The sequence below is a fragment of the Dechloromonas sp. HYN0024 genome, from assembly GCF_003441615.1.
Lineage (GTDB): Bacteria > Pseudomonadota > Gammaproteobacteria > Burkholderiales > Rhodocyclaceae > Azonexus.
The window spans coordinates 2,575,251-2,598,654 of record NZ_CP031842.1; the positions used below are offsets into that span (position 1 = coordinate 2,575,251).

The window sequence follows — 23,404 nt, forward strand, 5'->3', positions numbered from 1 at the left end:
ATGTTGTCTCCTAGATGCGTTTAAGCATGGGGCCGACCGGTTCCGGACCGCCCACGATGTGCGCGTGCAGGTGCGGCACTTCCTGCTGCCCGACACGTCCTGTATTGATGATCACCCGAAAACCGTCCGGGCTGCCTTGCGCTACTGCAATTTCGTTGGCCTTGCCAAGAATCTTGCCGAGCACCAGCGTATCGTCGGCCGTCGCTGAGGCCAGCGACGTGATGTGCTTTTTCGGAATAACCAGCACATGCACAGGGCGAGCCGGGCTGATGTCGTTGAAGGCGAGGATATCCTCGTCTTCATAGACCTTCTTGGCCGGAATTTTGCCGTCGACAATCTTGCAGAAAATGCAGTCGCTCACTTGGTGCCCCGTGCCGCCTTTTCGTCGATACCCGAAATGCCTTCGCGGCGGCGCATTTCCTGCGACACGTCCTCGATGCTCAGGCCGTAGAAGGCGAGCAGGACAAGCACGTGATAAATGACATCGGTCGACTCCCAGACCACTTTCAGGCGCTTGCCTTCCTTGCCGGCCATGATCAGTTCGGCGCATTCCTCGCCGATCTTTTTGAGGATCGAATCCGGGCCTTCGGAAAACAGCTTGGCGGTGTAGGACTTCTCCGGATCGGCATTGCGACGGGAGGCCAGCGTCTCGGAGAGACGGTGCAGGATGTCATGGGTGCTCATTTGTAGATTTCCTTCGGGTCTTTCAGAACCGGATCAGCAGGAACCCAGCGGTCCCCGTTCAATTCATTGAAAAAACAACTCTCGCGGCCGGTATGACAGGCAATTCCGCCCACTTGTTCAATACTCAGCAGCAGCACATCGCCGTCGCAATCGGTGCGGATCGACCGGATTTTCTGGAAATGTCCGGATTCCTCACCCTTGCGCCACAGACGCTTTCTTGAACGCGACCAGTATACCGCGTTGCCGCAATTAAGCGTTTCCTGAAGCGAGTCGCGGTTCATGTAGGCGAACATAACGACCCGCCCGCTTTCGTCCTGGGCGATGGCCGGGATCATGCCGTCGGCGTCCCATTTCAAGGCCGCAAGCCAGTTCAGGGAGTTGTCGAGGTCGCTCACAGGCGGACTTCGATGCCGCGCGACGCCATGTATTCCTTGGCCTGGCGCACAGTGTATTCGCCAAAATGGAAAATCGAGGCGGCGAGTACCGCATCGGCGCGGCCTTCGCTGACACCATCGGCCAGATGCTGGAGGTTGCCGACCCCACCCGAGGCGATGACCGGGATGCTCACCGCATCGGAGACAGCGCGTGTCAAAGCCAGGTCGAAACCGTTCTTGGTGCCATCGCGATCCATGCTGGTCAGCAGGATTTCACCGGCCCCAAGGGCCGCCACCTTCTTGGCCCATTCGATGGTATCGAGGCCGGTATCGTTGCGACCGCCGTGGGTAAAGACGTGCCACTGACCGGGAGCGACCTGCTTGGCGTCGATGGCGACGACAATGCACTGTGAGCCGACCTTGCTCGATGCGTCGAAAATAAGGTCGGGGTTCTGTACCGCCGCGGTGTTCATCGATACCTTGTCGGCCCCGGCATTGAGCAGGCGACGGACATCCTCAACCTTGCGCACGCCACCACCAACGGTGAGCGGAATGAAGACCTGCTCGGCGCAGGCTTCGATGATGTGGAGAATGATGTCGCGCTGGTCGCTGGACGCCGTGATGTCGAGGAAAGTCACCTCGTCGGCGCCCTGTTCGTTGTAGCGGCGGGCGATTTCAATCGGGTCGCCGGCGTCGCGCAGGCCGACAAAATTGGTGCCCTTGACGACGCGGCCAGCCGTGACGTCAAGACAGGGGATGATGCGCTTGGCGAGCATCAGGCGCCCAACTGATCAGCGAGTTCCTGCGCCGCCTTGAAATCGAGCGAGCCGTCATACACGGCGCGGCCGGCGATGGTGCCGACGACGCCCTCGCCCTCGACAGCACACAGGGCACGGATGTCGTCAAAGCCGGTCAGGCCGCCGGAAGCGATGACCGGAATGGTCAGCGCCTGGGCCAAGCGGACGGTGGCATCGATATTGAGACCGGTCAGCATGCCGTCGCGACCGATGTCGGTATAGATGATCGACTCGACGCCGTAGTCCTCGTATTTCTTGGCGAGATCGACGACATCGTGGCCGGTCAGCTTCGACCAGCCGTCGGTCGCCACCTTGCCATCCTTGGCATCGAGACCAACGATGATGTGGCCGGGGAAGGCAACGCAGGCATCGTGCAGGAAGCCGGGATTCTTGACCGCCGCCGTGCCGATGATGACGTAGGACAAACCGCCGTCGATACAGGCTTCAATGGTGTCAAGGTCGCGAATGCCGCCGCCCAGCTGGACCGGTATCTTGTCGCCGACTTCGGCCAGGATGGCCTTGATCGCAGCCGCATTCTTCGGCTTGCCCGCGAAGGCGCCGTTGAGGTCGACCAGATGCAGGCGGCGAGCGCCTTGCGCCAGCCAGTGCCGCGCCTGTTCGGCCGGGCTATCGGAAAAAACAGTGGCCTGTTCCATCAGGCCCTGCTTGAGACGGACACATTGGCCGTCCTTGAGGTCAATCGCAGGAATAATCAGCATGGGGATCTAGGATGAGTAAATTCGGCAGAAGCGAATCAGGGGTGCCATTCGACGAAATTCTTCAGGAGCTGCAGGCCGTCGCGCGCACTTTTCTCGGGGTGAAATTGAACCGCGAAGATATTATCCCGCCCCACCGCACAGGTAAAGGGGACACCATATTCGCAAGACCCCGTCACCAGCGAAGGATCGGCCGGGACGACAAAGTAGCTGTGCACAAAATAGAAGCGCGCGCCATCGGCGATTCCGTTCCACAGCGCGTGCGGCGTCTGGCGTACTTCGTTCCAGCCCATGTGCGGCACTTTCAGGCGTTCACCGCTGGGCAGATGCATTTTTTCATCGGGAAAGCGCCGCACCTGACCGGGAAAGACGCCAAGTGCCGGGACATTGCCTTCGTCGCTGCGCTCGAAGAGCATCTGCTCGCCGACACAAATCCCGAGGAAAGGCTTGTCCTTGGCTGCCGCCAGAACGGCCGCGCGCAAACCACGGGCATCAAGTTCAGCCATGCAGTCGGGCATCGCGCCCTGACCCGGAAAAACAACCCGCTCGGCCGCCGCGACAACAGCCGGATCAGCCGTTACCACCACCGTCTTGCCACCAGCCACATGCTCCAGCGCCTTCGACACGGAACGCAGATTACCCATGCCGTAATCAATAACGGCGATGGTTTGCACAGCACTCACAGCGAACCTTTCGTCGACGGCATGGCGCCGGCCATGCGCGGATCAGGCGTCACCGCCATGCGCAGGGCGCGACCGAAGGCCTTGAAGATGGTCTCGGCCTGGTGGTGGGCATTCTTGCCTCGCAGATTGTCGATGTGCAGGGTCATGCCGGCATGATTGACCAGGCCATGGAAAAATTCGCTGACCAGATCGACATCGAAGCTACCGATAACGGCGCGCGAGAACTCGACATTGAGTTCCAGCCCCGGACGGCCGGAGAGGTCGATGACCACCCGCGACAGGGCCTCGTCGAGCGGCACGTAGCTGTGACCGTAACGGGTCAGCCCCTTCTTGTCGCCCCAGGACTTGGCCAGTGCCTGCCCAAAAGTGATGCCGATGTCTTCGACGGTGTGGTGTGCATCGATGTGCAGGTCGCCCGTGGCCTCGATGTCGAGGTCAATCAGGCCGTGACGGACAATCTGGTCGAGCATGTGGTCGAGGAAAGGTACACCGGTGGCAAATTTGCCCTGGCCGGTGCCATCGAGATTGAGACGCACGGTGATCTGCGTCTCCAGCGTATTGCGAGTAATTTCGGCTTGCCGCATGGTTGAAGGCTGCAAAAGGCTTTTATCGGAGGGCCATGATACCATTTCAGCCCACTTTTACGCCTTTCGTGAATACCCCATGAGTCGCTTCTGGAGCCAGGTCGTCCGTGACCTCACCCCCTACGTACCGGGCGAGCAGCCCAAGATCGCCAATCTGATCAAGCTCAACACCAATGAGAACCCGTTCCCGCCCTCTCCCCGAGTGCTGGCGGCGATTCGGATGGAGTTGGGGGATGATGCGGCGCGTTTGCGCCTCTACCCTGATCCAAACGCCGACCTGCTCAAGATGGCGGTGGCCAAACGTCACGCCGTGACGCCGCAACAGGTCTTCCTCGGTAACGGTTCGGACGAAGTGCTGGCGCATATTTTCATGGCCCTGCTCAAGCACGATGCGCCGATTCTCTTCCCCGACATCACCTACAGCTTCTACCCGGTCTACTGCGGTCTTTATGGAGTGGAATACCGTACCGCGCCGCTCTCCGAGGATTTTTCGATCAATCCGGCCGATTACTGCGGGCCGGCGAATGGCGGCATCATCTTCCCCAACCCCAATGCACCGACTGGCCGACTGCTCGGGTTAGCCGCCATCGAGAAAATTCTCCAGGCGAATCCCGATTCGGTCGTCGTCGTCGATGAAGCCTACGTCGACTTTGGCGGGGAAACGGCCATCGGACTGGTCAATCGCTACGACAATCTGCTGGTCGTCCATACCCTCTCCAAGTCGCGCTCACTGGCCGGCCTGCGCGTCGGCTTTGCGATCGGCCACCCGGCCCTCATCGAAGCCCTGGAGCGGGTCAAGAACAGTTTCAATTCCTACCCGCTGGATCGCCTGGCCATTGTCGGCGCTGTCGCCGCGATGGAGGACGAGGGCTATTTTGAGCAGTGCTGCCGCGCCGTCATCGCCACCCGCGACACGCTGACCAGCGAACTGCAAGGCCTCGGTTTTGACGTCCTGCCCTCGGCTGCCAATTTCATCTTCGCCTGCCATCCGCAGCGCGACGCTGCCGAACTGGCCAAAGCCTTGCGCGAGCGGAGCATCATCGTTCGCCATTTCAAGTTGCCGCGCATCGACCAGTTCCTGCGCATTACCGTGGGCACCGACGCCGAATGCCAGGCTTTGACGCAGGCCCTGGCTGGCATACTCGCTTAAGGAAAGGGACCCACGATGCAAGGTATCGATTTCGACGAAGCCATCCGCCTGCACAACACCTGGCGCCGGCAGTTCATGAACGCCTTCGCCCGCGGCAGCTATGCCGACATGCCGCTGTCCGATCATCAGGGCTGCATGTTCGGCTATGCCATCGCCGCCGCCGACGATACCTCGCGGGCGCTGCCGCAGTTCCAGGCGCTGATCAAGGCCCACACCCGCTTTCACTCCCTGGCCAGCGAAATCCAGGAACTGAGTCGTAATGGCATGGCCGACGATGCCGACCTCATGCTCCCCGAGTTATCCGACGTCTCGCACCGCTTGGCCAACCTGTTTGACGATCTGCGCACCCTGCAGCGAACCGCCAGGGGTTAGCCGTCAGGGGCAGACTGACCGCCGCGCCCGATCAAACCCAGCCGAGGAAACCCAGGGCTGCACCAATTCCGATGAACCACAGCGGATGCAGCTTGCTCCGCAGGTTGGCGACGAGGGTGGCTGCCACGAGCAGCCAGGGCGCCCAGCCAAAATCGGCTGCCCGGGCAATCAACGTGGCCCCGGAGAAAATCAGGCCCACCGCCAGCGGCGCGACGCCAAGACTGATCGCCTTTTGCCAGCGTTTGCCGGCAAAGCCCTCCCAGCGGTCAATCAGCAAGTAAATCAGGATGCTCATCGGAAGGCACATGGCCAGCGTCGCTGCGAAGGCCCCGGGCAAGCCGCCAACCTCCCAGCCGATCAATGTCACGACCAGCACGTTCGGCCCCGGCGCGGCCTGGGCGATGGCATAGAGATGGGTGAAGGTGGTGTCGTTGAGCCAGTGATGGTTTTCAACAACGACGCGGTGCATTTCCGGCAACAGCGCCGTGGCCCCGCCAAAGGCGATGAAGGAAAGCAGCGCAAACTCAAGAAAGAGATCGACGACCATCATCTGCGCCCGAGCCGCCAGTAGGCAACGCCGCCGGAAAGCATCAAGCCGGCGACCATGACGGACGGCATCGGCCAGCGCAGGCCGGCAATGGCAGCCACCGTCAGCACCGTAAAGGGAAGAAAATAGGGCTTGTCCTTGATCGCTGCCCCCATGCGCCAGGCCATGCCGAAGAGCAGGCCGCAGCCAACGGCAGCAATGCCGCGCAACATCGACTGGACGGCGACCAGGCTGCCGAAATGGTCATACAGCAAGGCGAGGAGCAGAACGATGATGAACGGCCCGGCGAGCAGACCAACCGGCGCGACGATGGCCCCCGGCAGGCCGCAGTAGCGCTTGCCGACAACAACGGCCAGATTGATCACATTCGGCCCCGGCAGAAACTGGCAAAGGCCAAGCTGGGCATTGAATTGCTCGGCCGTCATCCATTGACGCTCGTCGACCAGCATGCGCCGGGCGAAGGGCAAAACGCCACCAAATCCGGACAGGCCAACCGATGAAAAACCCAAAAAAAGCGCCCGGAGGTCCGGGCGGCTTGGTGATTCCTCGGTATTCGGCATCAAGTGCAAATCCCGATTACGAATCGAGCCGGAACTCGGCAGACTTGGCATGCGCCGGCAGTCCCTCGCCATGCGCCAGGGTCGAAGCAATCCGACCCAGCGTCTGCGCCCCGGCCTTCGATACCTTGATCAGACTGGTCCGCTTCTGGAAGTCATAGACGCCCAGCGGCGACGAGAAACGGGCGCTGCCCGAGGTCGGCAACACGTGGTTGGGGCCAGCACAGTAATCACCGAGGGCCTCGGAGGTGTAATGCCCGATGAAGATGGCCCCGGCATGGTGAATCTTGCTGACCCACGGATCAGGATCAGCCAGGGAAAGTTCGAGGTGTTCCGGCGCGACGCGATTGGCGATAACGACCGCCTCTTCAAGATCACGAACCAGAATGAAAGCACCGCGATTGGTCAGCGAGGTTTCGATGACGACGCGGCGCGGCATGGTCGGCAGCAGCTTTTCAATGCTGGCCTGAACCCGCTCAATGAAACCGGCATCAGTGCAGATCAGGATCGACTGTGCCAGTTCGTCGTGCTCGGCCTGCGAGAAAAGGTCCATCGCCACCCAGTCGGGATTGCCGGAGCCGTCCGAGACGACGAGAATTTCCGAGGGCCCGGCGATCATGTCGATACCGACAATACCGAACACCCGGCGCTTGGCGCAGGCAACGTAGGCGTTACCGGGGCCGACAATCTTGTCCACCTGCGGCACGGTCGCCGTACCATAGGCCAGCGCCGCCACCGCCTGCGCTCCGCCGATGGTGAATACGCGATCGACACCGGCCAGACAGGCGGCCGCCAGAACCAGCTGGTTGTGCTCGCCGCCCGGCGTCGGAACGACCATGATCAGCTCCTTGACGCCCGCCACCTTGGCCGGAATGGCGTTCATCAGCACCGACGATGGATAGGCTGCCTTGCCGCCCGGCACATAAAGGCCAACGCGGTCGAGCGGGGTGATCATCTGGCCGAGCAGGGTACCATCCGCCTCGGTATACGACCAGCCTTCCAGACACTGCTTCTCATGGTAAATGCGCACGCGCTGGGCTGCTGCTTCAAGCGCCTGACGCTGCTCACTCGGCAGACTATCGAGCGCCTTCTGCATCTCGGCTTTGGAGAGTTCGAGATCGGCCATGCAGTTAGCGGTCAGCCGGTCGAACCGGTTGCTGTACTCGACGACCGCCACATCACCGCGCACCTTCACGTCGGCCAGGATGCCGATAACGGTGCGTTCGATACCCTCATCCTGCGCCGCCTCGAAAGCCAGCAGTGCATCCATGCTGGCCTTGAAATCGGCATCAGCCGTGGACAGACGTTTGATCGCGACCATAAGACTCATTTCTCCACCGCCCGGGCAAAGGCGTCGATGATCGGTTGCAGGGTTTCGCGCTTGACCTTGAGCGAGGCCTGGTTGACCACCAGCCGACTCGAAATATCCACCACGTGTTCGACCGCCACCAGTTTGTTGGCTTTCAGCGTGCCGCCGGTGGACACCAGATCGACGATGGCATCGGCCAGGCCCGCCAGCGGCGCCAACTCCATCGAGCCGTAGAGCTTGATGAGGTCGATATGAACGCCCTTGCTGGCGAAATGTTCGCGTGCCGTCTTGGTGTATTTGGAAGCGACCTTCAAACGATTGCCCTGACGCACAGCGTGGGCATAGTCGAAGCCTTCCGGCACGGCAACCATCATCCGGCATTTGGCGATCTTGAGGTCGAGCGGCGAATAAAGCCCCTCGCCGCCGTGCTCCATGAGTACGTCCTTGCCGGCCACGCCGAGATCGGCAGCCCCGTACTGGACGTAGGTCGGCACATCGGTGGCGCGAACGATGACGACACGTACGTCCGGCTTGTTCGTCTCGATGATCAGCTTGCGGGAGGTTTCGGGATTTTCGGTCGGGACAATGCCAGCTGCGGCAAGCAGGGGCAGGGTTTCATCGAAAATGCGGCCCTTGGAGAGTGCGATGGTGATGCCGGTCACGGTTTTTCTCGTGGCAAAAGAATGATTTTAACGCAAAGCCGACAAATGGCCGACGCCAAATGGCCAGCCACAAAAGCAAAAAGCCCGGCAAGCCGGGCTTTCTTTGAGTCAGGCGACTCCGCGAGCTTATTCAGCCGGGCGGATGTTTGCAGCCTGCTTACCCTTCGGGCCGTTCACGACGTCGAAGGTCACCTTCTGGTTTTCGGCCAGGGTCTTGAAACCATTGCCTTGAATTGCGGAGAAGTGAGCGAAGAGGTCTTCACCACCTTCGGACGGGGAGATGAAACCAAAACCCTTGGAGTCGTTGAACCACTTAACGGTACCGTTTGCCATTTGATAGCTTCCTAAAATAAATATACGGGCTTGCGCCACAAAAACACGAGAACCAAGACCGAGGAGAGCTGACAAACCGTGGTACGGCGCAGGAACAAAACACTGCCTGGAAATCCCGAGGCTCGGAGTATGGGCCACCAATGTGAATACGCCAAGCATTTTTTACAATTTTCTTCTACCGGGCGCAGAAAAATGCAAGAACGGGCGCCGCAACGCCCGCCCCCGGCCCGGCCTTAGCGCACCCGGCGGACCGAAGCGCCGAGCTTGGCGAGCTTTTCCTCAATGCGTTCGTAGCCACGATCCAGATGGTAGATGCGGTCGATCAACGTTTCTCCCTGCGCGACGAGGCCGGCGATAACCAACGAAGCCGAGGCGCGCAGGTCGGTGGCCATGACGGTGGCGCCCTCGAGTTTGTCGACGCCACGAACGATGGCGTTGTTGCCTTCGATCTGGATATTGGCCCCGAGGCGCATCAACTCGTTCACATGCATGAACCGGTTTTCGAAAATGGTTTCGCGGATCGTCGCCACTCCATCAGCAATGCAGTTGATGGCCATGAACTGCGCCTGCATATCGGTCGGAAAGGCGGGGTAAGGTGCGGTACGGAGGCTCACTGCCTTGAGGCGCTTGGGTGCGACGAGACGAATGGCATCGCGCTCGACGGTAATGTCGCAACCGGCATCCATCAACTTGTCGACCACGCTATCGAGATAGGCGGCGGAGGTCTTGAGCAAACGGATATCGCCACCCGTCGCCGCGGCGGCGCACAGGTAAGTCCCGGTTTCAATACGGTCCGGCATGATGGCATGCGTTGCACCGTGCAGCTTGTCCACACCCTGGATACGGATGATGTCAGTGCCTGCACCGGAAATTCGCGCCCCCATGCTGATCAGGCAATTGGCCAGATCAACCACTTCCGGCTCGCGCGCCGCGTTTTCGATAATTGTTTCGCCGTCGGCCAGACAGGCGGCCATCATGAGGTTTTCGGTGCCGGTCACGGTGACCATGTCGGTACAGATGCGGGCGCCCTTCAGTCGGCTCGCCTTGGCATGGACATAGCCCTGCTCAACGGTGACCTCTGCCCCCATCGCCTGCAGGCCCTTGATGTGTTGATCGACCGGGCGCGCCCCAATGGCACAGCCGCCGGGCAGCGAGACACGCGCCTCACCGCAGCGCGCAACCAGCGGGCCAAGCACGAGAATCGAGGCACGCATGGTCTTGACCATTTCGTACGAGGCCACGGCGTTGTTCAGACCACCACCGTCAAGCACCATGCCGTCAATGCCATCCATCGTCACGCCGACGCCCATGTCGCCGAGCAAACGGAGCATCGTCGAGATGTCGTTGAGGTGCGGCACATTGGTCAGATGCAACGGATCAGCGGTCAGCAGCGAAGCGCAGAGAATCGGTAGCGCAGCGTTCTTGGCACCCGACATGGCGACTTCGCCAGAAAGGGTTCGCCCCCCTTCAATCAATAACTTATCCACGCTGCGTACTCCATTCTTCCGGGGTCAATGTTTTGAAGGAAAGGGCATGCAACTCCCCGGTTGCCAGCTTTTCCTTCAGGGTTTGATAGACGCGCTGCTGACGCTGCACGCGGTTCTTGCCAGCGAACTCATTGCTCACCACGGTCGCCTGAAAATGCTGGCCGTCGCCATCCAGTTCGAGGTATTCGCAGGCCATACCGGCGAGGATCAGTTGCTTGATTTGTTCGGGGTGCATCGGGTTCAGCCTCTCAGCTTCCAGCCCCGCTTCAGGAGGTGCAGGGTCAACAGGGACACGGCAGCGAAGCAGGCAACGACGATCGCCAGGCTGATTTCGGGCGCCACATCGGAGACACCAAAAAAGCCATAACGGAAGCCATCGATCATGTAAAAGACGGGATTGTAATGCGACAGCCCCTGCCAGAACGCAGGAAGTGAGTAAATCGAATAGAAAACACCGGACAACATGGTCAGCGGCATGATCAGAAAATTCTGGAAAGCGGCCAGCTGGTCAAACTTTTCGGACCATATGCCGGCGACGATACCGAGCGCCGCGAAGAGCCCACCACCAAACATGGTAAAAGCGAGTATCCACCACGGCGCAACGACCTTGAGCTCAGCAAACCAGAGGGTCGCGAGAAGCACCCCGACGCCAACCAGCAATCCGCGCACGACGGCAGCCAGGACATAAGCGGCAAAAAATACGCTGTAGGGAATCGGCGGCAGCAACACAAAGACGATGGAGCCGGTGATCTTGGCCTGGATCAGGCTCGACGATGAGTTGGCGAATGCGTTCTGCAGCACCTGCATCATGACCAGCCCCGGGACCAGGAAACTGATGTAGCGTACGCCGTGAACCTGCACGTGTTCGTCGAGGACATGGCCGAAAATGAGCAGGTAGAGCAGCGCCGTCAGAACCGGCGCGGCGACTGTCTGAAAGCTGACTTTCCAGAAACGCAGGAACTCTTTTTCAAAAAGGGTGAGAAAGCCGATCATTGCTGCATGGTCCGCACGAAAACCTGCTCCAGCGAATCGCCCGGATGCGCCGCCATAAGATTGGCCGTGGTGTCGAGCGCAATCACCCGCCCCTGTTTCATGAGCGCAATACGATTACACAGGGCCTCGGCCTCTTCAAGGTAATGGGTGGTCAGAATGATCGTATGGCCTTCGCCATTCAGACGACGGATGAACTGCCACAGACCCTGCCGCAGTTCAACGTCCACCCCGGCCGTCGGCTCGTCAAGGACGATCACCGGCGGCCTGTGCACCAGCGCCTGAGCGACCAGCACCCGCCGCTTCATGCCCCCCGAAAGACGACGCATATTGACGTTGGCCTTGCTGGTCAGATCGAGGTTTTCGAGGATTTCGTCGATCCAGTCATCATTCTTGCGAATGCCGAAATAGCCCGACTGGATGCGCAGGGTTTCACGGACATTGAAAAACGGGTCGAAAACCAGTTCCTGGGGAACAACGCCAAGTCGACGACGCGCCTCGCGAAAGTCGCTGATGACGTCATTGCCCATCACCTTGATGGTTCCGGAATCCGGCCGGACCAAGCCGGCCAGCGAGGAAATCAGTGTCGTTTTTCCGGCACCGTTGGGGCCAAGCAGACCGAAAAACTCACCGGACTGAATATCCAGTGACACACCCGCCAGCGCTTGCACCGAACCGAAATGCTTGACGACGTCAACGATGGAAACAGCCGGAATCATTGAAGCCCGCTCAGACGAGCGGCAGCAGGTCGGTAATGCCATACAGCTCGGCCAGGGCAAGCACGCCGGCCGGTGTATGGGCAAACCTCACGGTTGACCGGGCAAGACCAGCGGCGCGCAGCCAGCCGAGCATGACGGCAAGGGCCGAAGAGTCGGCTTCACTGACCTGGGAAAAATCAAAGATCTGCTCCCCAGCCTGCAAAGCAGAACGGCCTGCTTCAAGCAGGCCGCGCGCATTAGCGATGACCATCGGCACCTTGACAACAAGGTGCCCGGTTTGAAGTTCAATCATTTCTTCTGGCCGGTTTCCAGAGACTTGTTCTTGGCTGCAATCGAGGCGACTAGGCCATCGATGCCACCATTACGGACTTCCTGACCAAACTGGTCGCGGTAGTTGCTGACCAGGCTGATACCGGCCACCACCACGTCATAGACCTTCCAGCCCGAGTCGAGTTTTTCCAGGCTGTAATCAAGCTGAACCGGCTTGTTGCCCGGTTGCTGAACCTCGGTCCTGACCAGCACATCGGTGTCGGTCGGGGCCATCTTGAAAGGCTTGTACACAACCTTCTGGTTCTTGTACCCGGTCAGTGCATTGGCGTAGGTGCGGACCAGCAAGGTCTTGAACTCTGCCGTCACTTGCTGCTGCTGCTGCGGGGTGGCCTTGCGCCACTCCTTGCCCAGGGCCAGCGCCGTCATATGCGTGAAATTGAAATTGGGTAGTACTTTCTTGTCGACCAGTTCAATAACCTTGTGGGTATCACCATTCTGAATATCTTTGTCCTTGCGAATAATCTCCAGCACATCGTCGGTAACGCGCTGAACCAATGCATCCGGGGCCTCCTGGGCAACGGCGGCGCTGACCACAAAGCTGGCAAACAACAAGGCGAATAGCTTTTTCATCATCTCTCTAGCAAGTAATCAATCATCAAGCCGCGGCGGGCGGCCATCAAACACCTGGTTGCGGCGGCGCTGCAGATATGCATCACGAATATACGCATATTTATCCAGGGCTGCTTCCTCGACCACCTTGTCAGACGGCAGCAAACTGGCGCGGATATCGACAAAACGTAATGCAGCCATGCTGTTGCGGACCGACACCGGACGCACATAGCTGACCGGATCGATGTAGGCGCCGACCGCAAAACCTACCGTATCGCGCACATTGCGCGCGCCAAGCAACGGCCAGTACAGATATGCACCGCCATCAACGCCCCAGACCGCCAGGGTCTGGCCAAAATCTTCATCATGACGCTCCAGCCCAAGTTCGCTGGCGACATCGAAAAGACCGAAAATACCTATCGTCGAATTAACCACGAGGCGCCCCAGATCAATGCCGGCATCAGCAAACTTGCCCTGCAGCGCACTATTGACGCCAACCCAGAGATCACCGGCATTACCAAAGAAATTGCCGACACTGGCCTTGACCGGCAGGGGAATCGCATTGTCGTAGACCTGGGCGACCGGCTTGGCGGCAAATTTGTCGATGACCTCGTTGGTCGCAAACATGGCGCGATTGAAGCCTTCGTAAGGATCCCGGGGATTCTGGTCGGCCAGCGCACCGCCGCAGGTGAACGCGGCGAGAAGCCCGCCCAGGACCACGTGGCGCGCCCAACGCCCGCCGGATGCACAAAGATTGTCGGTCATTTCTTGTCCTGTCCGTCTGCTGCCTTGCTAAATAGAAACTGGCTGATCAATTTTTCGAGAACGATTGCCGATTGCGTCTTGGCAATCGTATCACCGGCCGCCAACATCTTTTCATCGCCACCGGCTTCGAAACCGATGTACTGCTCACCGAGAAGGCCTGCCGTATTGATCGAGGCAAAGGTGTCCTTGGGAAAATGGTAACGCCCGTCAATGGTCATGCTGACCACCGCCTCGTAGGCTGCCGCATCGAACTGGATATCGACGATTCGCCCAACCACCACCCCGGCACTTTTGACCGGACCACGCACCTTAAGGCCTCCGATATTATCAAATTTAGCCTTCAAAACGTATGATTCTGACAAATGTGAGGTGGAAAGATTCCCCACTTTGAGCGAAAGAAAAAGCAAGGCAGCCAGGCCGATTGCCACGAAAAAACCGACCCACAGGTCGAGAACAGTACGATTCATCAGGCTCCCCGGAACATGAACGAGGTTAAAACGAAATCCAGCGCGAGCACCGTCAGCACTGAAGTCACCACGGTTCGCGTAATGGCGCGCGACACACCCTCGGCAGTAGGCACCGAGTCATAACCTTCAAAAACGGCAATCAGGGAAACGGCAATCCCGAAGACGAAACTCTTGACCACGCCATTCCATATGTCGTACCGGAAATCGACGCTGGACTGCATCTGCGACCAATAGGAGCCGTCATCGACACCGATGACGACAACGCCGATCAACCAGCCGCCGATGACGCCCATGGCGGAAAATATGGCAGCCAGCAAGGGCATCGAGATCACCCCGCCCCAGAAACGCGGCGCAACAACCCGGGCAATCGGGTTGATCGCCATCATATCCATCGCCTTCAGTTGCTCGGTCGCCTTCATCAGGCCAATCTCGGCCGTCACCGACGAACCGGCGCGTGAGGCAAAGAAAATGGCGGCCAGCACCGGCCCCAATTCACGGGTCAATGACAGGGCAACGAGCGACCCCAGCGCCTCGGTCGAGCCAAAACGCTGCAGGATTTCATAGCCCTGCAGACCGAGGACCAACCCGACGAAGAGACCGGACACCATGATAATGAGCAGCGACAGCACGCCGCTGAAGTAGATTTCGCGCAAGGTCAGCGGCAAACGGCGAAACGACGAACCCGAATGGAGCAGAACAGCCCAGAAGAAACGGGCCGCAAAACCCAGCCGCCAGATGCGGTCGACCGTCGAATGGCCGAGTTGACGAATGATAGCCAACGGATCAGGCATGCGCCCCCCCGCCCAGGAAGGTTTCCCGCACCGTCGGTGCCGGGTAATCGAAATGAACCGGACCATCTGGAGCGGCGTGAACGAACTGGTGGACGAAAGGATCCGACGACGCCCGAATCTCGTCCGGCGTCCCCTCGGCCACGACCCGCCCGCCGTTCATGAAATAGATGTAGTCGACGATGAGCAGGGATTCCTGAATATCGTGGGTGACCATGATCGATGTTGCGCCCAGCGCATCATTCAACTTGCGAATCAACTGGCCGATGACACCGAGTGCAATCGGGTCGAGCCCGGTAAACGGCTCGTCGTACATCACCAGCATGGGGTCGAGCGCCAGCGCCCGGGCCAGGGCAACTCGCCGCGCCATGCCGCCCGACAACTCGCCCGGCATCAATTTGTGCGCCCCGCGCAAACCAACTGCCTCAAGCTTCATGAGCACCAGGTCGCGAATCATTTCATCCGACATGTCGGTATGTTCGCGCATCGGAAAAGCCACGTTCTCGAAGACACTCATGTCGGTAAACAGGGCACCGAACTGGAACAGCATGCCCATCCGGCGACGCAGACCGTACAGCTCGGCCTCCGACATTTCGCAGACCTGATGTTTTTCCAGACGAACGCGCCCGCCGGTCGGCCGCAACTGGCCGCCAATACAGCGCAGCAGCGTCGTTTTGCCACAACCGGAACCGCCCATGATCGCCACCACCTTGCCGCGCGGAATCTTCATATTGATTCCCTGCAGCACCGGCTGGCCATCGTAGGCAAACTGAAGATCCTCGATATCAACCAGGATGTCTTCGGACAAAGCGTATTCCTTCGAAAAAAGTCGGTCGATTTTAGCAGAAAGCCCCACCGTCGCCGGGAAACGACGAGGCTATAATCAAACAAATTTCATATTGGAAGTTGCGCCCTTGCCACCAAACAGGCCTCTCCTGCTCATCGTCGATGACGACTCGCTGGTCAGCGAATCGCTCAGTTTCGCCTTCGCGCAGGAGTATGACGTCATCACCAGCCACGCTAGAGCCCATGCCCTGACGCTCTTGCGTCAGCTCAGACAGGCACCGCAGCTGGCGCTGGTTGACCTCGGCCTGCCGCCGCTCCCACATCGGCCGGATGAGGGCTTTGCCCTGATTTCCGACTTGCTGACCCTCTCGCCGGACATGAAGATCATTGTCCTTTCAGGCCAGAGCGACGAGAGCAACGCCCGCCATGCCCGCACCCTGGGGGCCATCGATTTTGTCGCCAAGCCTTGTGACCCGAGTCACCTCAGCAAACTCCTCGGCCAGGCCCAGCGCTTTGGCAAGGAGACACCAGACACCCGGGCCGGCGGCCTGATCGGCGAGAGCCTGTCGATGCAACGCCTGCGCCTGCAACTGGGCCAGTATGCCAATTTGCCCTATCCGGTATTGATCGAGGGCGAATCAGGCAGTGGCAAGGATATCGTCGCCAGCCACTACCTGCATCGCCAGACTGAGCGCCGCGACCAGCCTTACCTCGCCCTCAATTGTGCGGCCATTTCGCCGACCCTCCTTGAGCCGACGCTGTTCGGCTATGCCAAGGGGGCATTTACCGGCGCCACCAGCGCCAAATCCGGTTACTTCGAAGATGCCGACCACGGCACCCTGTTTCTCGACGAAATCGGTGAACTTCCCCTCGACTTGCAGCCCAAACTGCTGCGTGTCCTCGAAAACGGTGAATACCAGCGGGTCGGCGAAACGCAGACCCGGGTGTCCACGGCGCGTATCGTGGCGGCCACCAATCGCGACCTGCGCCAGGAAATCAAGGCTGGCCGTTTCCGGGCCGACCTGTTTCATCGCCTTTCCGTCTTTACGGTCGCCGTGCCGCCGCTCCGCGACACCGGACTTGACCGCCTGCTGCTCCTCGAACACTTTCGCAAAGGCTATGCCGCCAGCGTTCGGGCCGAACCTTTCGAGCTCGCCGCGCCGGCCCAATCCCTGTGGCTCGACTACGCCTTTCCGGGCAATGTGCGCGAGTTGCGCAATATCGTCATCCGTCTCAGCGCCCGCTACCCGGGACAAACCGTCAGCGCCAGCCAGTTGCGCGACGAGCTCGACCAGCCCGACACCATCGAACCGGCGACCAGTACAGCCGGTCTGATCGCCGACGATCTCGATGTGGTCAAGCGGGCCGCCCGCCAGCATCTCGAGCGATCGTCACCAATCAATCTCGACGCCACGCTCGAACTCTGGCAGCGCGGCTATATTGAAGCCGCCATCGAACTGAGCGCCGGCAACATGAGCGAAGCTGCCCGCCGCCTCGGCATCAACCGCACGACACTCTACAACCGCATGGAAATCTGGACCCGCCGATGAGCCTTTATCTCGAACACTTCGGCCTGCGCGAGCCTCCGTTTCGCATCACGCCGCACACCGACTTCTTCTTTACCGGTGCCAACCGTGGCCCCACCCTCGACGCCCTGATCTACGCCATCACCCAGGACGAAGGTATCGTCAAGGTCACCGGCGAGGTCGGCAGTGGCAAGACCATGCTCTGCCGAATGTTGCTCGAGCGTCTCCCCGAGCACGTCGAAACCCTCTACCTGGCCAATCCGTCGCTCTCCCGCCAGGAAATTCTCGGCGCCATCGCTGATGAGCTGGGTATCCCGACCGATGGCAAGGCCACCCACTCGCTGACCCGCGCCCTGCAGGACGCACTGATCGAACGTTACGCCAAGGGCAAACGCGTCGTCCTCCTGATCGACGAGGCGCATGCCATGCCGGCAGAGTCGCTTGAGGAAATCCGCCTGCTCTCGAATCTCGAATCGAAAGCGACCAAACTCCTGCAAATCGCCCTCTTTGCCCAGCCCGAACTCGACCAGCGCCTTGCCGCTACCGACATGCGCCAGTTGCGCGAGCGCATTACCCAGCATTTCAATCTGGCCCCGCTCAAACAGGACGATATTGGTGCCTACATCGAGTTCCGCCTGCGCGCCGCCGGCTATCGTGGCCCCAATCCATTCGCCGCCGACGCGGTGGCGATGATTGCCAAAGCCTCCGAAGGCCTGTCACGCCGCATCAACATCCTCGCCGACAAGGCCCTGCTGGCTGCCTATTCCACCGGCCGTCATCAAGTGGGCGTTACCGAGATCAGGATCGCCGCGCAGGATGCCCGGTTTTCCGCGCTCAATCCAAAACCGGCCAGCAATTTCACACCACTGCTTTGGGGGGCCAGCGGTGCCGCCATTACCGCCCTGCTCGTCGCCATGACGCTGGGAACCCTGCCGCGCACCCTGCTCGAAGTAGCCCTTGGCAATGTGCCGCCACCAAGCCTGCATACACAAGCCGCCCAACCTGCTCCCCGCCCGTCAACCGCACCATTGCGGCCGGAAGCGGCAACCCCGGCCGACAAAATCCGCTTCGCCCCCCTGACCCGCCAGCACTTTGCCCAATACGACCAGTGGATTGGCGACGCCCCGAACAGCCACTACTTCATTCAGCTACTGGCCACCGATGCCTCCCAGACCGGCGAGATCGAAGGCTTCCTGTCCCGCATAACCAACGCCCTCGAGCCGGCACAAATTCGCGTCTATCGCTCCAGCCTGTCAGGGCGCGACCGGGTCGGTGTCATCTATGGTGACTTCGCCAGCCGGGAAGAAGCCGTTGAGGCCATGCGCGGCCTGCCCGAATCGATCAAGGCCGTACAGCCATTCCCCAGACAGGTCAGCAAACTCCGCTAAACTGCCCGAAACACCCCATGAGCATTGCCAAACGCATTACGTGCTAGCATCACCACGCTACAATGCAATCCGTCACCACTCTGCACAGACAAGGCCAAACCCGATGAACATCGGTTTCATCAGCGCAACCCTCGTGTCCGTCCTGCTCGCCGCCTGCACGGCGCCCGCCCCGCGTGAACCCCTCAAAGGGCATTTGAACTCCGAAAGCTCGGCGCCAGCTCCGGCGGCGAACATTCCGGCCCCGGTTCAGCAAACGCTTGCCCTGCCCCAGCCCAGCCCAGCCCGCAAGGCAGAAACCTATAGCGTCGTAGTCAACAACGTCCCGGTCCGCGACCTGCTTTTCGCCCTGGCCCGTGACGCCAAGGTCAATGTCGACATCCACCCCGGCATTACCGGCGTGGTCACCCTCAACGCCATTGACCAGACCCTGCCACAGCTGCTGACCCGCATTTCGAAGCAGGTCGACATGCGCTTCGAACTCGACGGCCCGAACCTGGCGGTCATGCCCGACTCGCCGTTTCTCAAGCATTACAAGGTCGATTACGTGAACATGGCGCGCAACGTCACTGGCACCGTGTCGACCAACACCCAGATCGCCACCGGAACACCAGGAAGCGCCGGTGGGGCAAATCCGTCAGCCGGCGGTGCCGGCAATATTTCCAACACCCGGATCGAAAACAGCTCGCGCAATCAGTTCTGGGAATCGCTGGAACGGAACATCAAGGACATCCTGCGGGAAACCGACAAGCTTTTGCCTGAAGGATCGAGTGAACCCCTGGTCGAACAAAGCAGCGCCGAGAGCGCCACAGGCACCGGCGCCCTGCCGCAAGCCACAGGCCGGCGTGCCGCCCAGGCCGTGGCCAATGTCCTGCAAGCCAATCCCACGCCAAGTTCAACCAGCCAGGCCACAGGGACCTCTGTCGTCCGTCGCAACACGTTTCGGGAAGCCGCATCGGTCATCATGAATGCGGAAAGTGGCGTCATTACCGTGCGCGCCACCCAACGCCAGCATGATCGCATCCAGGAGTTTGTCGACCGGGTTACCCACTCGGCAGGCAAACAGGTACTGATCGAAGCCACCATTGTCGAAGTCACCTTGAATAATGGCTATCAGCAAGGTATCAACTGGACACAACTGGCCGGCGGCGGAACCCTCAGTTTTATCGGTAACGGACTGACCAAAAACACCGCCAACCTGACTTACACCAAAGGTGGCAATCCAAACTCACTGATCACCATGCTCGACACCTTTGGCACCACCAAGGTTCTTTCCAGCCCGCGCGTATCGGTCATGAACAATCAGACGGCGCTACTGAAGGTCGTTGAGAACTACGTTTATTTCAGCGTCAAAGCCGACACCACGACAACCGCCAACGTGGGCACGACAACGACCTACACGACGACCCCGCAATCCGTTTCGGTCGGCCTCGTGGTCAGCGTGACACCGCAAATCAGTGATGGCGATGCGGTGACACTCAACGTGCGCCCGACGATAACCTCGGTTGCCCGCGAAGTCCTCGACCCCAACCCCGAACTCAAAAAGAATGACATCAGCAATCTCGTACCGGTCATCCGAACTCGCGAGATCGAATCGGTGATGCGTGTTGCCAGTGGCAATATCGCCATTCTTGGCGGGCTGATGGAAGACCAGATTGACTATCAGAATCAGCGCGTGCCGCTGCTCGGACAAATTCCGCTGGCGGGAGAACTGGTCAACAACCGGAACAACATTGCCAAAAAGACCGAACTGGTCATCTTCCTGCGCCCCGTCGTCATCAAGGATGCCAGCCTGGACGGCGACTTCGCGCCCTTGCGCGACCACCTGCCCGGCCAGAAATTTTTTGCCCAGCCGAATGAAGCGCAGCCTTTCAACATCGTTCCGAGCCGCTGAGGGCAGCCCATGAGCCTGTTGATGGATGCCCTGAAACGGGCGGAAAGCGCCAAGCAGGAGTCAGCCCGCAACGCCCAGGGGGGACTGTTGCCAACGACGGCCGATCTTATTCTCGAGCCGATTACCAGCGACCCGGCTAAAGGGTCCGCCAACCCACTCCCCGACCTGGCACTGCATCTGGCCGCCGTTGACGCCGATCTGGCGCAATCGGCAACCGTCCCTGAATCACGACCCGCCGCAGCACCACCCCGGCCGGCCCCGCCGCAAGCCCGGCCGACCGAGGCGCAGGAAACCGTGCGCAGCGCCTTTGCAGCAAAACAGCCCAGCCCCGAACCGTCACGACGCCCGCTCTGGATAGCCTTGGGCACACTGGGCCTGGCCGGCCTCAGCATCGGGGCGTATGTCTGGTATCAAATGAATAATATCGGTCAGGGCTCGTTGTCGGCCAATGTACGCCCACCCGTCGCCCAGCCTGTCGCACCGGCAATCGTCCCGGCCCAGCCGCCGGCCGTTTTGCCGCCGCCCGAACGGGCGAGTGCCAGCATTGCCAGCACCGCCCCCCTGTTTCCCCGTCCGGAGAGCCGTCGGGTGAGTCCGCCACAAGCGGCGGCCGACGCGCCGGAAAATCTCCCGATTCGTCTGACGCGCACCCGCCCCGAGGCTGACCGCAACCTGGCACAGGGCTACACCAGCCTGCAACAAGGCGACACCGAACTCGCCCGCCATGAGTTCGAGCAGTCGCTGCGGCGCGACCCGAACAATACCGATGCCCTGCTCGCCCTGGCCGCCATCGCCCAGCGTCAGGGCCGTCTGGCCGAGGCGGAAGGCTGGCGCCAGAGGGCAATGGTCGCCAATCCGAGTGACCCGGCAACCCAGGCCGCCGTTCTCAACAGCCCGTCGGCGAACGCCGACCCGCTGACGACAGAAAGCCGCCTGAAGTCACTGCTTTCCAGCCAGCCAGAGTCTGCCTCACTCAACTTCGCCCTCGGCAATCTGTATTCCCGCCAGAGCCGCTGGGCCGAAGCGCAACAGGTCTATTTCAACGCCGTAGCCGGTGATGGGGACAATCCGGACTACCTGTTCAACCTCGCCGTCAGCCTCGACCATCTGCGACAAGCTCGCCTCGCCGCTCAGCATTACCGGCTTGCGCTAGAGGCTGCCACCAAGCGCCCGGCTGGTTTCGACCGCGACAGTGTGAACAAGCGCCTGGGCGAACTGCAAGGCGAGCGCCAGCCCTAGCCGATGAGCACCTCGACACTCCAGCGCCGACCACTCGGCCAGATCCTCATCTCCGAAGGCATCCTGTCGGAAGATCAGCTGCGCATCGCGCTGCTCGAGCAGATGAAGCAGAACCAGCCGATCGGCAAACTGCTGGTTTCCCTGGGCTTCGTCACCGAAGCCACGCTACGCCAGGCGCTCTCCGAAAACCTCGGCAAGCAGAGCATCGACCTGTCGCACGCCGTTGCCGACCCGCAAGCCCTGAGGCTCGTTCCGCACGAACTGGCCAAGCGCCACCACCTGTTGCCGCTCGATTACGACTATCAGAACCGGCGCCTGACGCTGGCCATCTCCGACATCAACGACATCGTCGGCCTCGACCGCGTGCGCAGCCAGCTCGAAGAGGGCACGGAAATCGAGACGCTGCTCGCCGGCGAGTCCGAGATCGACCATGCCATCGACCAGTATTACGGCCATGAGTTGTCGATCGATGGCATCCTGCACGAAATCGAAACCGGCGAAATCGACTGGCAGAGTCTCTCCGCCACCGACGACGAATACAGCCAGCCGGTTGTCCGCCTGATCGACTCGATTCTTACCGATGCCGTCAAGCGCGAGGCCTCGGACATCCACTTCGAGCCGGAAGCCAACTTCCTGCGCATCCGCTATCGCATCGACGGCATGCTGCGCCAGATTCGCGCCCTGCATAAGTCCTACTGGCCGGCCATGACGGTGCGCATCAAGGTGCTGTCCGGGATGAATATCGCCGAAATGCGTGCCCCGCAGGATGGCCGCATCAGCCTGACGGTCTCCGGCCGCCCCATCGACTTCCGGGTAGCCAGTCAGCCGACCATCCATGGCGAAAACATCGTCCTGCGCATTCTCGACCGGCAAAAAGGCATCGTCCCGCTGGAAAGCCTCGGCCTCGCCGAAGAACACCTGCACCAGCTCAAACTGATGATTGCCCGGCCCGAGGGCATCATTCTCGTCACCGGCCCGACCGGCAGCGGCAAGACAACCACGCTCTACTCGGTACTCAACCATATCAACGCCGAGGGTATCCACATCATGACCCTCGAGGACCCGGTCGAATACCCGATGGCCATGGTCCGCCAGACCTCGGTCTCGGAAACTGCCAAACTCGACTTCGCCAACGGCATCCGCTCGATGATGCGCCAGGATCCGGACGTCATCCTGGTCGGCGAAGTGCGCGATGCTGAAACGGCCGAAATGGCCTTCCGCGCCGCGATGACCGGCCATCAGGTGTACACCACCCTGCACACCAATTCAGCGATCGGCGCCGTCCCCCGCCTGCTCGACATCGGCGTCCTGCCCGACGTGATGGCCGGCAATATTATTGGCATCATCGCCCAGCGCCTGATCCGCCGCCTGTGTGACCACTGCAAGACGCCCTACCACGCCGAACCCCATGAAATCAGGTTGCTTGGCCCGCTGAGCGAAGGTCCGCACCCGGTCCTGTTCCGGCCGACCGGCTGTGAACGCTGCGATTTCCAGGGCTATCGTGGCCGCGTCGCCATCATGGAACTTCTCCGCATCGACGCCGGGATCGACGAGTTGATCGCCCGCCGCGCGACCACGCACGAAATCCGCACGCGCGCCCTGTTCCAGGGCTTTACGACACTGGCCGACGACGGCATGGAGCGCGTCCTCAACGGTACGACGTCGCTTGAAGAACTGGCCCGCGTCGTCGACCTGACCGACCGGATGTAAG

At 60.5% G+C, this 23,404-nt stretch carries 28 protein-coding genes and 1 pseudogene; 7 read left to right on the top strand and 22 right to left on the bottom strand.

Going from position 1 to position 23,404, the window contains the following annotated elements; translation table 11 throughout:
* Positions 1 to 10 precede the first annotated feature (10 nt).
* From HYN24_RS12310 to hisB, 7 genes are read right to left on the bottom strand one after another with little or no spacing between them, the layout of a single operon-like run.
* The gene (locus tag HYN24_RS12310; protein WP_117609523.1) at positions 11 to 361 is read right to left on the bottom strand and encodes a histidine triad nucleotide-binding protein; all 351 of its coding nucleotides are present in this window, start codon (positions 359 to 361) and stop codon (positions 11 to 13) included.
* A complete protein-coding gene (locus tag HYN24_RS12315) occupies positions 358 to 684 on the bottom strand; it encodes a phosphoribosyl-ATP diphosphatase (RefSeq protein WP_117609524.1) in 327 nt (108 codons plus the stop codon). The genes HYN24_RS12310 and HYN24_RS12315 overlap by 4 nt, the downstream gene beginning before the upstream one ends.
* Positions 681 to 1,079, bottom strand: a complete 399-nt coding sequence (gene hisI, locus HYN24_RS12320; protein WP_117609525.1) for a phosphoribosyl-AMP cyclohydrolase — start codon at positions 1,077 to 1,079, stop codon at positions 681 to 683. Before hisI ends, HYN24_RS12315 begins: the two co-directional genes overlap by 4 nt.
* Positions 1,076 to 1,837: an imidazole glycerol phosphate synthase subunit HisF gene (gene hisF / locus HYN24_RS12325; RefSeq protein WP_205421493.1), complete on the bottom strand. Its 762-nt coding sequence runs from the start codon at positions 1,835 to 1,837 to the stop codon at positions 1,076 to 1,078. Before hisF ends, hisI begins: the two co-directional genes overlap by 4 nt.
* The gene (hisA, locus tag HYN24_RS12330) at positions 1,834 to 2,574 is read right to left on the bottom strand and encodes a 1-(5-phosphoribosyl)-5-[(5-phosphoribosylamino)methylideneamino]imidazole-4-carboxamide isomerase (RefSeq protein WP_117609527.1); all 741 of its coding nucleotides are present in this window, start codon (positions 2,572 to 2,574) and stop codon (positions 1,834 to 1,836) included. The genes hisF and hisA overlap by 4 nt, the downstream gene beginning before the upstream one ends.
* A 35-nt stretch (positions 2,575 to 2,609) precedes the next feature.
* Positions 2,610 to 3,245, bottom strand: a complete 636-nt coding sequence (hisH, locus tag HYN24_RS12335; RefSeq protein WP_117610373.1) for an imidazole glycerol phosphate synthase subunit HisH — start codon at positions 3,243 to 3,245, stop codon at positions 2,610 to 2,612.
* Between the two features lie 5 nt (positions 3,246 to 3,250).
* Positions 3,251 to 3,838, bottom strand: a complete 588-nt coding sequence (gene hisB, locus HYN24_RS12340) for an imidazoleglycerol-phosphate dehydratase HisB (protein WP_117609528.1) — start codon at positions 3,836 to 3,838, stop codon at positions 3,251 to 3,253.
* 79 nt (positions 3,839 to 3,917) lie between these two features.
* On the opposite strand from hisB, the gene hisC reads away from it, so the two are divergent.
* Positions 3,918 to 4,988, top strand: coding sequence for a histidinol-phosphate transaminase (gene hisC / locus HYN24_RS12345; RefSeq protein WP_117610375.1), 1,071 nt, complete (start codon positions 3,918 to 3,920; stop codon positions 4,986 to 4,988).
* A 15-nt stretch (positions 4,989 to 5,003) separates the two neighbouring features.
* Positions 5,004 to 5,360, top strand: coding sequence for a CZB domain-containing protein (locus HYN24_RS12350; protein WP_117609529.1), 357 nt, complete (start codon positions 5,004 to 5,006; stop codon positions 5,358 to 5,360).
* Positions 5,361 to 5,391: 31 nt separating this feature from the next.
* Here the strand turns inward: HYN24_RS12350 and HYN24_RS12355 are convergent, their stop codons facing one another.
* The 15 genes and pseudogenes from HYN24_RS12355 to HYN24_RS12425 all read right to left on the bottom strand — a co-directional run bounded on the left by HYN24_RS12355 (position 5,392) and on the right by HYN24_RS12425 (position 15,671).
* Positions 5,392 to 5,910, bottom strand: a complete 519-nt coding sequence (locus tag HYN24_RS12355; protein ID WP_117609530.1) for a chromate transporter — start codon at positions 5,908 to 5,910, stop codon at positions 5,392 to 5,394.
* On the bottom strand, positions 5,907 to 6,467 hold the full coding sequence (locus HYN24_RS12360; RefSeq protein WP_117609531.1) for a chromate transporter: 561 nt from the start codon (positions 6,465 to 6,467) through the stop codon (positions 5,907 to 5,909). The genes HYN24_RS12355 and HYN24_RS12360 overlap by 4 nt, the downstream gene beginning before the upstream one ends.
* A gap of 16 nt (positions 6,468 to 6,483) precedes the next feature.
* Positions 6,484 to 7,785 carry a histidinol dehydrogenase gene (gene hisD, locus HYN24_RS12365; RefSeq protein WP_117609532.1) on the bottom strand — a complete coding sequence of 434 codons (1,302 nt, stop codon included), beginning with the start codon at positions 7,783 to 7,785 and terminating at the stop codon, positions 6,484 to 6,486.
* A 5-nt stretch (positions 7,786 to 7,790) separates the two neighbouring features.
* Complete coding sequence (gene hisG, locus HYN24_RS12370; RefSeq protein ID WP_117609533.1) at positions 7,791 to 8,435, bottom strand: ATP phosphoribosyltransferase; 645 nt, start codon at positions 8,433 to 8,435, stop codon at positions 7,791 to 7,793.
* Between the two features lie 126 nt (positions 8,436 to 8,561).
* A complete protein-coding gene (locus tag HYN24_RS12375; RefSeq protein WP_011289117.1) occupies positions 8,562 to 8,768 on the bottom strand; it encodes a cold-shock protein in 207 nt (68 codons plus the stop codon).
* Positions 8,769 to 9,001: 233 nt separating this feature from the next.
* Positions 9,002 to 10,255, bottom strand: coding sequence for a UDP-N-acetylglucosamine 1-carboxyvinyltransferase (gene murA / locus HYN24_RS12380; protein WP_117609534.1), 1,254 nt, complete (start codon positions 10,253 to 10,255; stop codon positions 9,002 to 9,004).
* Positions 10,248 to 10,490 (bottom strand): BolA family protein, encoded by a 243-nt coding sequence (locus tag HYN24_RS12385; RefSeq protein ID WP_117609535.1) that lies wholly within the window; start codon positions 10,488 to 10,490, stop codon positions 10,248 to 10,250. Before HYN24_RS12385 ends, murA begins: the two co-directional genes overlap by 8 nt.
* Positions 10,491 to 10,495: 5 nt before the next feature.
* Positions 10,496 to 11,248 carry an ABC transporter permease gene (locus HYN24_RS12390; RefSeq protein WP_117609536.1) on the bottom strand — a complete coding sequence of 251 codons (753 nt, stop codon included), beginning with the start codon at positions 11,246 to 11,248 and terminating at the stop codon, positions 10,496 to 10,498.
* A gap of 29 nt (positions 11,249 to 11,277) precedes the next feature.
* Positions 11,278 to 11,964 (bottom strand): annotated as a pseudogene (locus tag HYN24_RS12395) (ABC transporter ATP-binding protein); the annotation flags it as partial.
* Between the two features lie 10 nt (positions 11,965 to 11,974).
* Complete coding sequence (locus HYN24_RS12400) at positions 11,975 to 12,256, bottom strand: lipid asymmetry maintenance protein MlaB (RefSeq protein ID WP_117609538.1); 282 nt, start codon at positions 12,254 to 12,256, stop codon at positions 11,975 to 11,977.
* Positions 12,253 to 12,867, bottom strand: coding sequence for a phospholipid-binding protein MlaC (locus HYN24_RS12405; protein WP_117609539.1), 615 nt, complete (start codon positions 12,865 to 12,867; stop codon positions 12,253 to 12,255). Before HYN24_RS12405 ends, HYN24_RS12400 begins: the two co-directional genes overlap by 4 nt.
* Positions 12,868 to 12,882: 15 nt before the next feature.
* Positions 12,883 to 13,608 (bottom strand): VacJ family lipoprotein, encoded by a 726-nt coding sequence (locus HYN24_RS12410; protein WP_117609540.1) that lies wholly within the window; start codon positions 13,606 to 13,608, stop codon positions 12,883 to 12,885.
* Complete coding sequence (gene mlaD / locus HYN24_RS12415; protein ID WP_117609541.1) at positions 13,605 to 14,075, bottom strand: outer membrane lipid asymmetry maintenance protein MlaD; 471 nt, start codon at positions 14,073 to 14,075, stop codon at positions 13,605 to 13,607. Before mlaD ends, HYN24_RS12410 begins: the two co-directional genes overlap by 4 nt.
* Positions 14,075 to 14,866: a lipid asymmetry maintenance ABC transporter permease subunit MlaE gene (mlaE, locus tag HYN24_RS12420; protein ID WP_117609542.1), complete on the bottom strand. Its 792-nt coding sequence runs from the start codon at positions 14,864 to 14,866 to the stop codon at positions 14,075 to 14,077. Before mlaE ends, mlaD begins: the two co-directional genes overlap by 1 nt.
* A complete protein-coding gene (locus tag HYN24_RS12425) occupies positions 14,859 to 15,671 on the bottom strand; it encodes an ABC transporter ATP-binding protein (protein ID WP_117610376.1) in 813 nt (270 codons plus the stop codon). The genes mlaE and HYN24_RS12425 overlap by 8 nt, the downstream gene beginning before the upstream one ends.
* Before the next feature lie 106 nt (positions 15,672 to 15,777).
* On the opposite strand from HYN24_RS12425, the gene HYN24_RS12430 reads away from it, so the two are divergent.
* From HYN24_RS12430 to HYN24_RS12450, 5 genes are all read left to right on the top strand, one after another.
* On the top strand, positions 15,778 to 17,199 hold the full coding sequence (locus HYN24_RS12430; protein WP_117610377.1) for a sigma-54 dependent transcriptional regulator: 1,422 nt from the start codon (positions 15,778 to 15,780) through the stop codon (positions 17,197 to 17,199).
* Positions 17,196 to 18,563, top strand: coding sequence for an AAA family ATPase (locus tag HYN24_RS12435; RefSeq protein WP_117609543.1), 1,368 nt, complete (start codon positions 17,196 to 17,198; stop codon positions 18,561 to 18,563). The genes HYN24_RS12430 and HYN24_RS12435 overlap by 4 nt, the downstream gene beginning before the upstream one ends.
* Positions 18,564 to 18,666: 103 nt before the next feature.
* Complete coding sequence (locus HYN24_RS12440; protein ID WP_117609544.1) at positions 18,667 to 20,454, top strand: pilus (MSHA type) biogenesis protein MshL; 1,788 nt, start codon at positions 18,667 to 18,669, stop codon at positions 20,452 to 20,454.
* A 9-nt stretch (positions 20,455 to 20,463) separates the two neighbouring features.
* Positions 20,464 to 21,693, top strand: a complete 1,230-nt coding sequence (locus HYN24_RS12445) for a tetratricopeptide repeat protein (protein ID WP_117609545.1) — start codon at positions 20,464 to 20,466, stop codon at positions 21,691 to 21,693.
* Positions 21,694 to 21,696: 3 nt separating this feature from the next.
* Positions 21,697 to 23,403, top strand: a complete 1,707-nt coding sequence (locus HYN24_RS12450; protein ID WP_117609546.1) for a GspE/PulE family protein — start codon at positions 21,697 to 21,699, stop codon at positions 23,401 to 23,403.
* The last annotated feature ends 1 nt before the right edge of the window (position 23,404 follow it).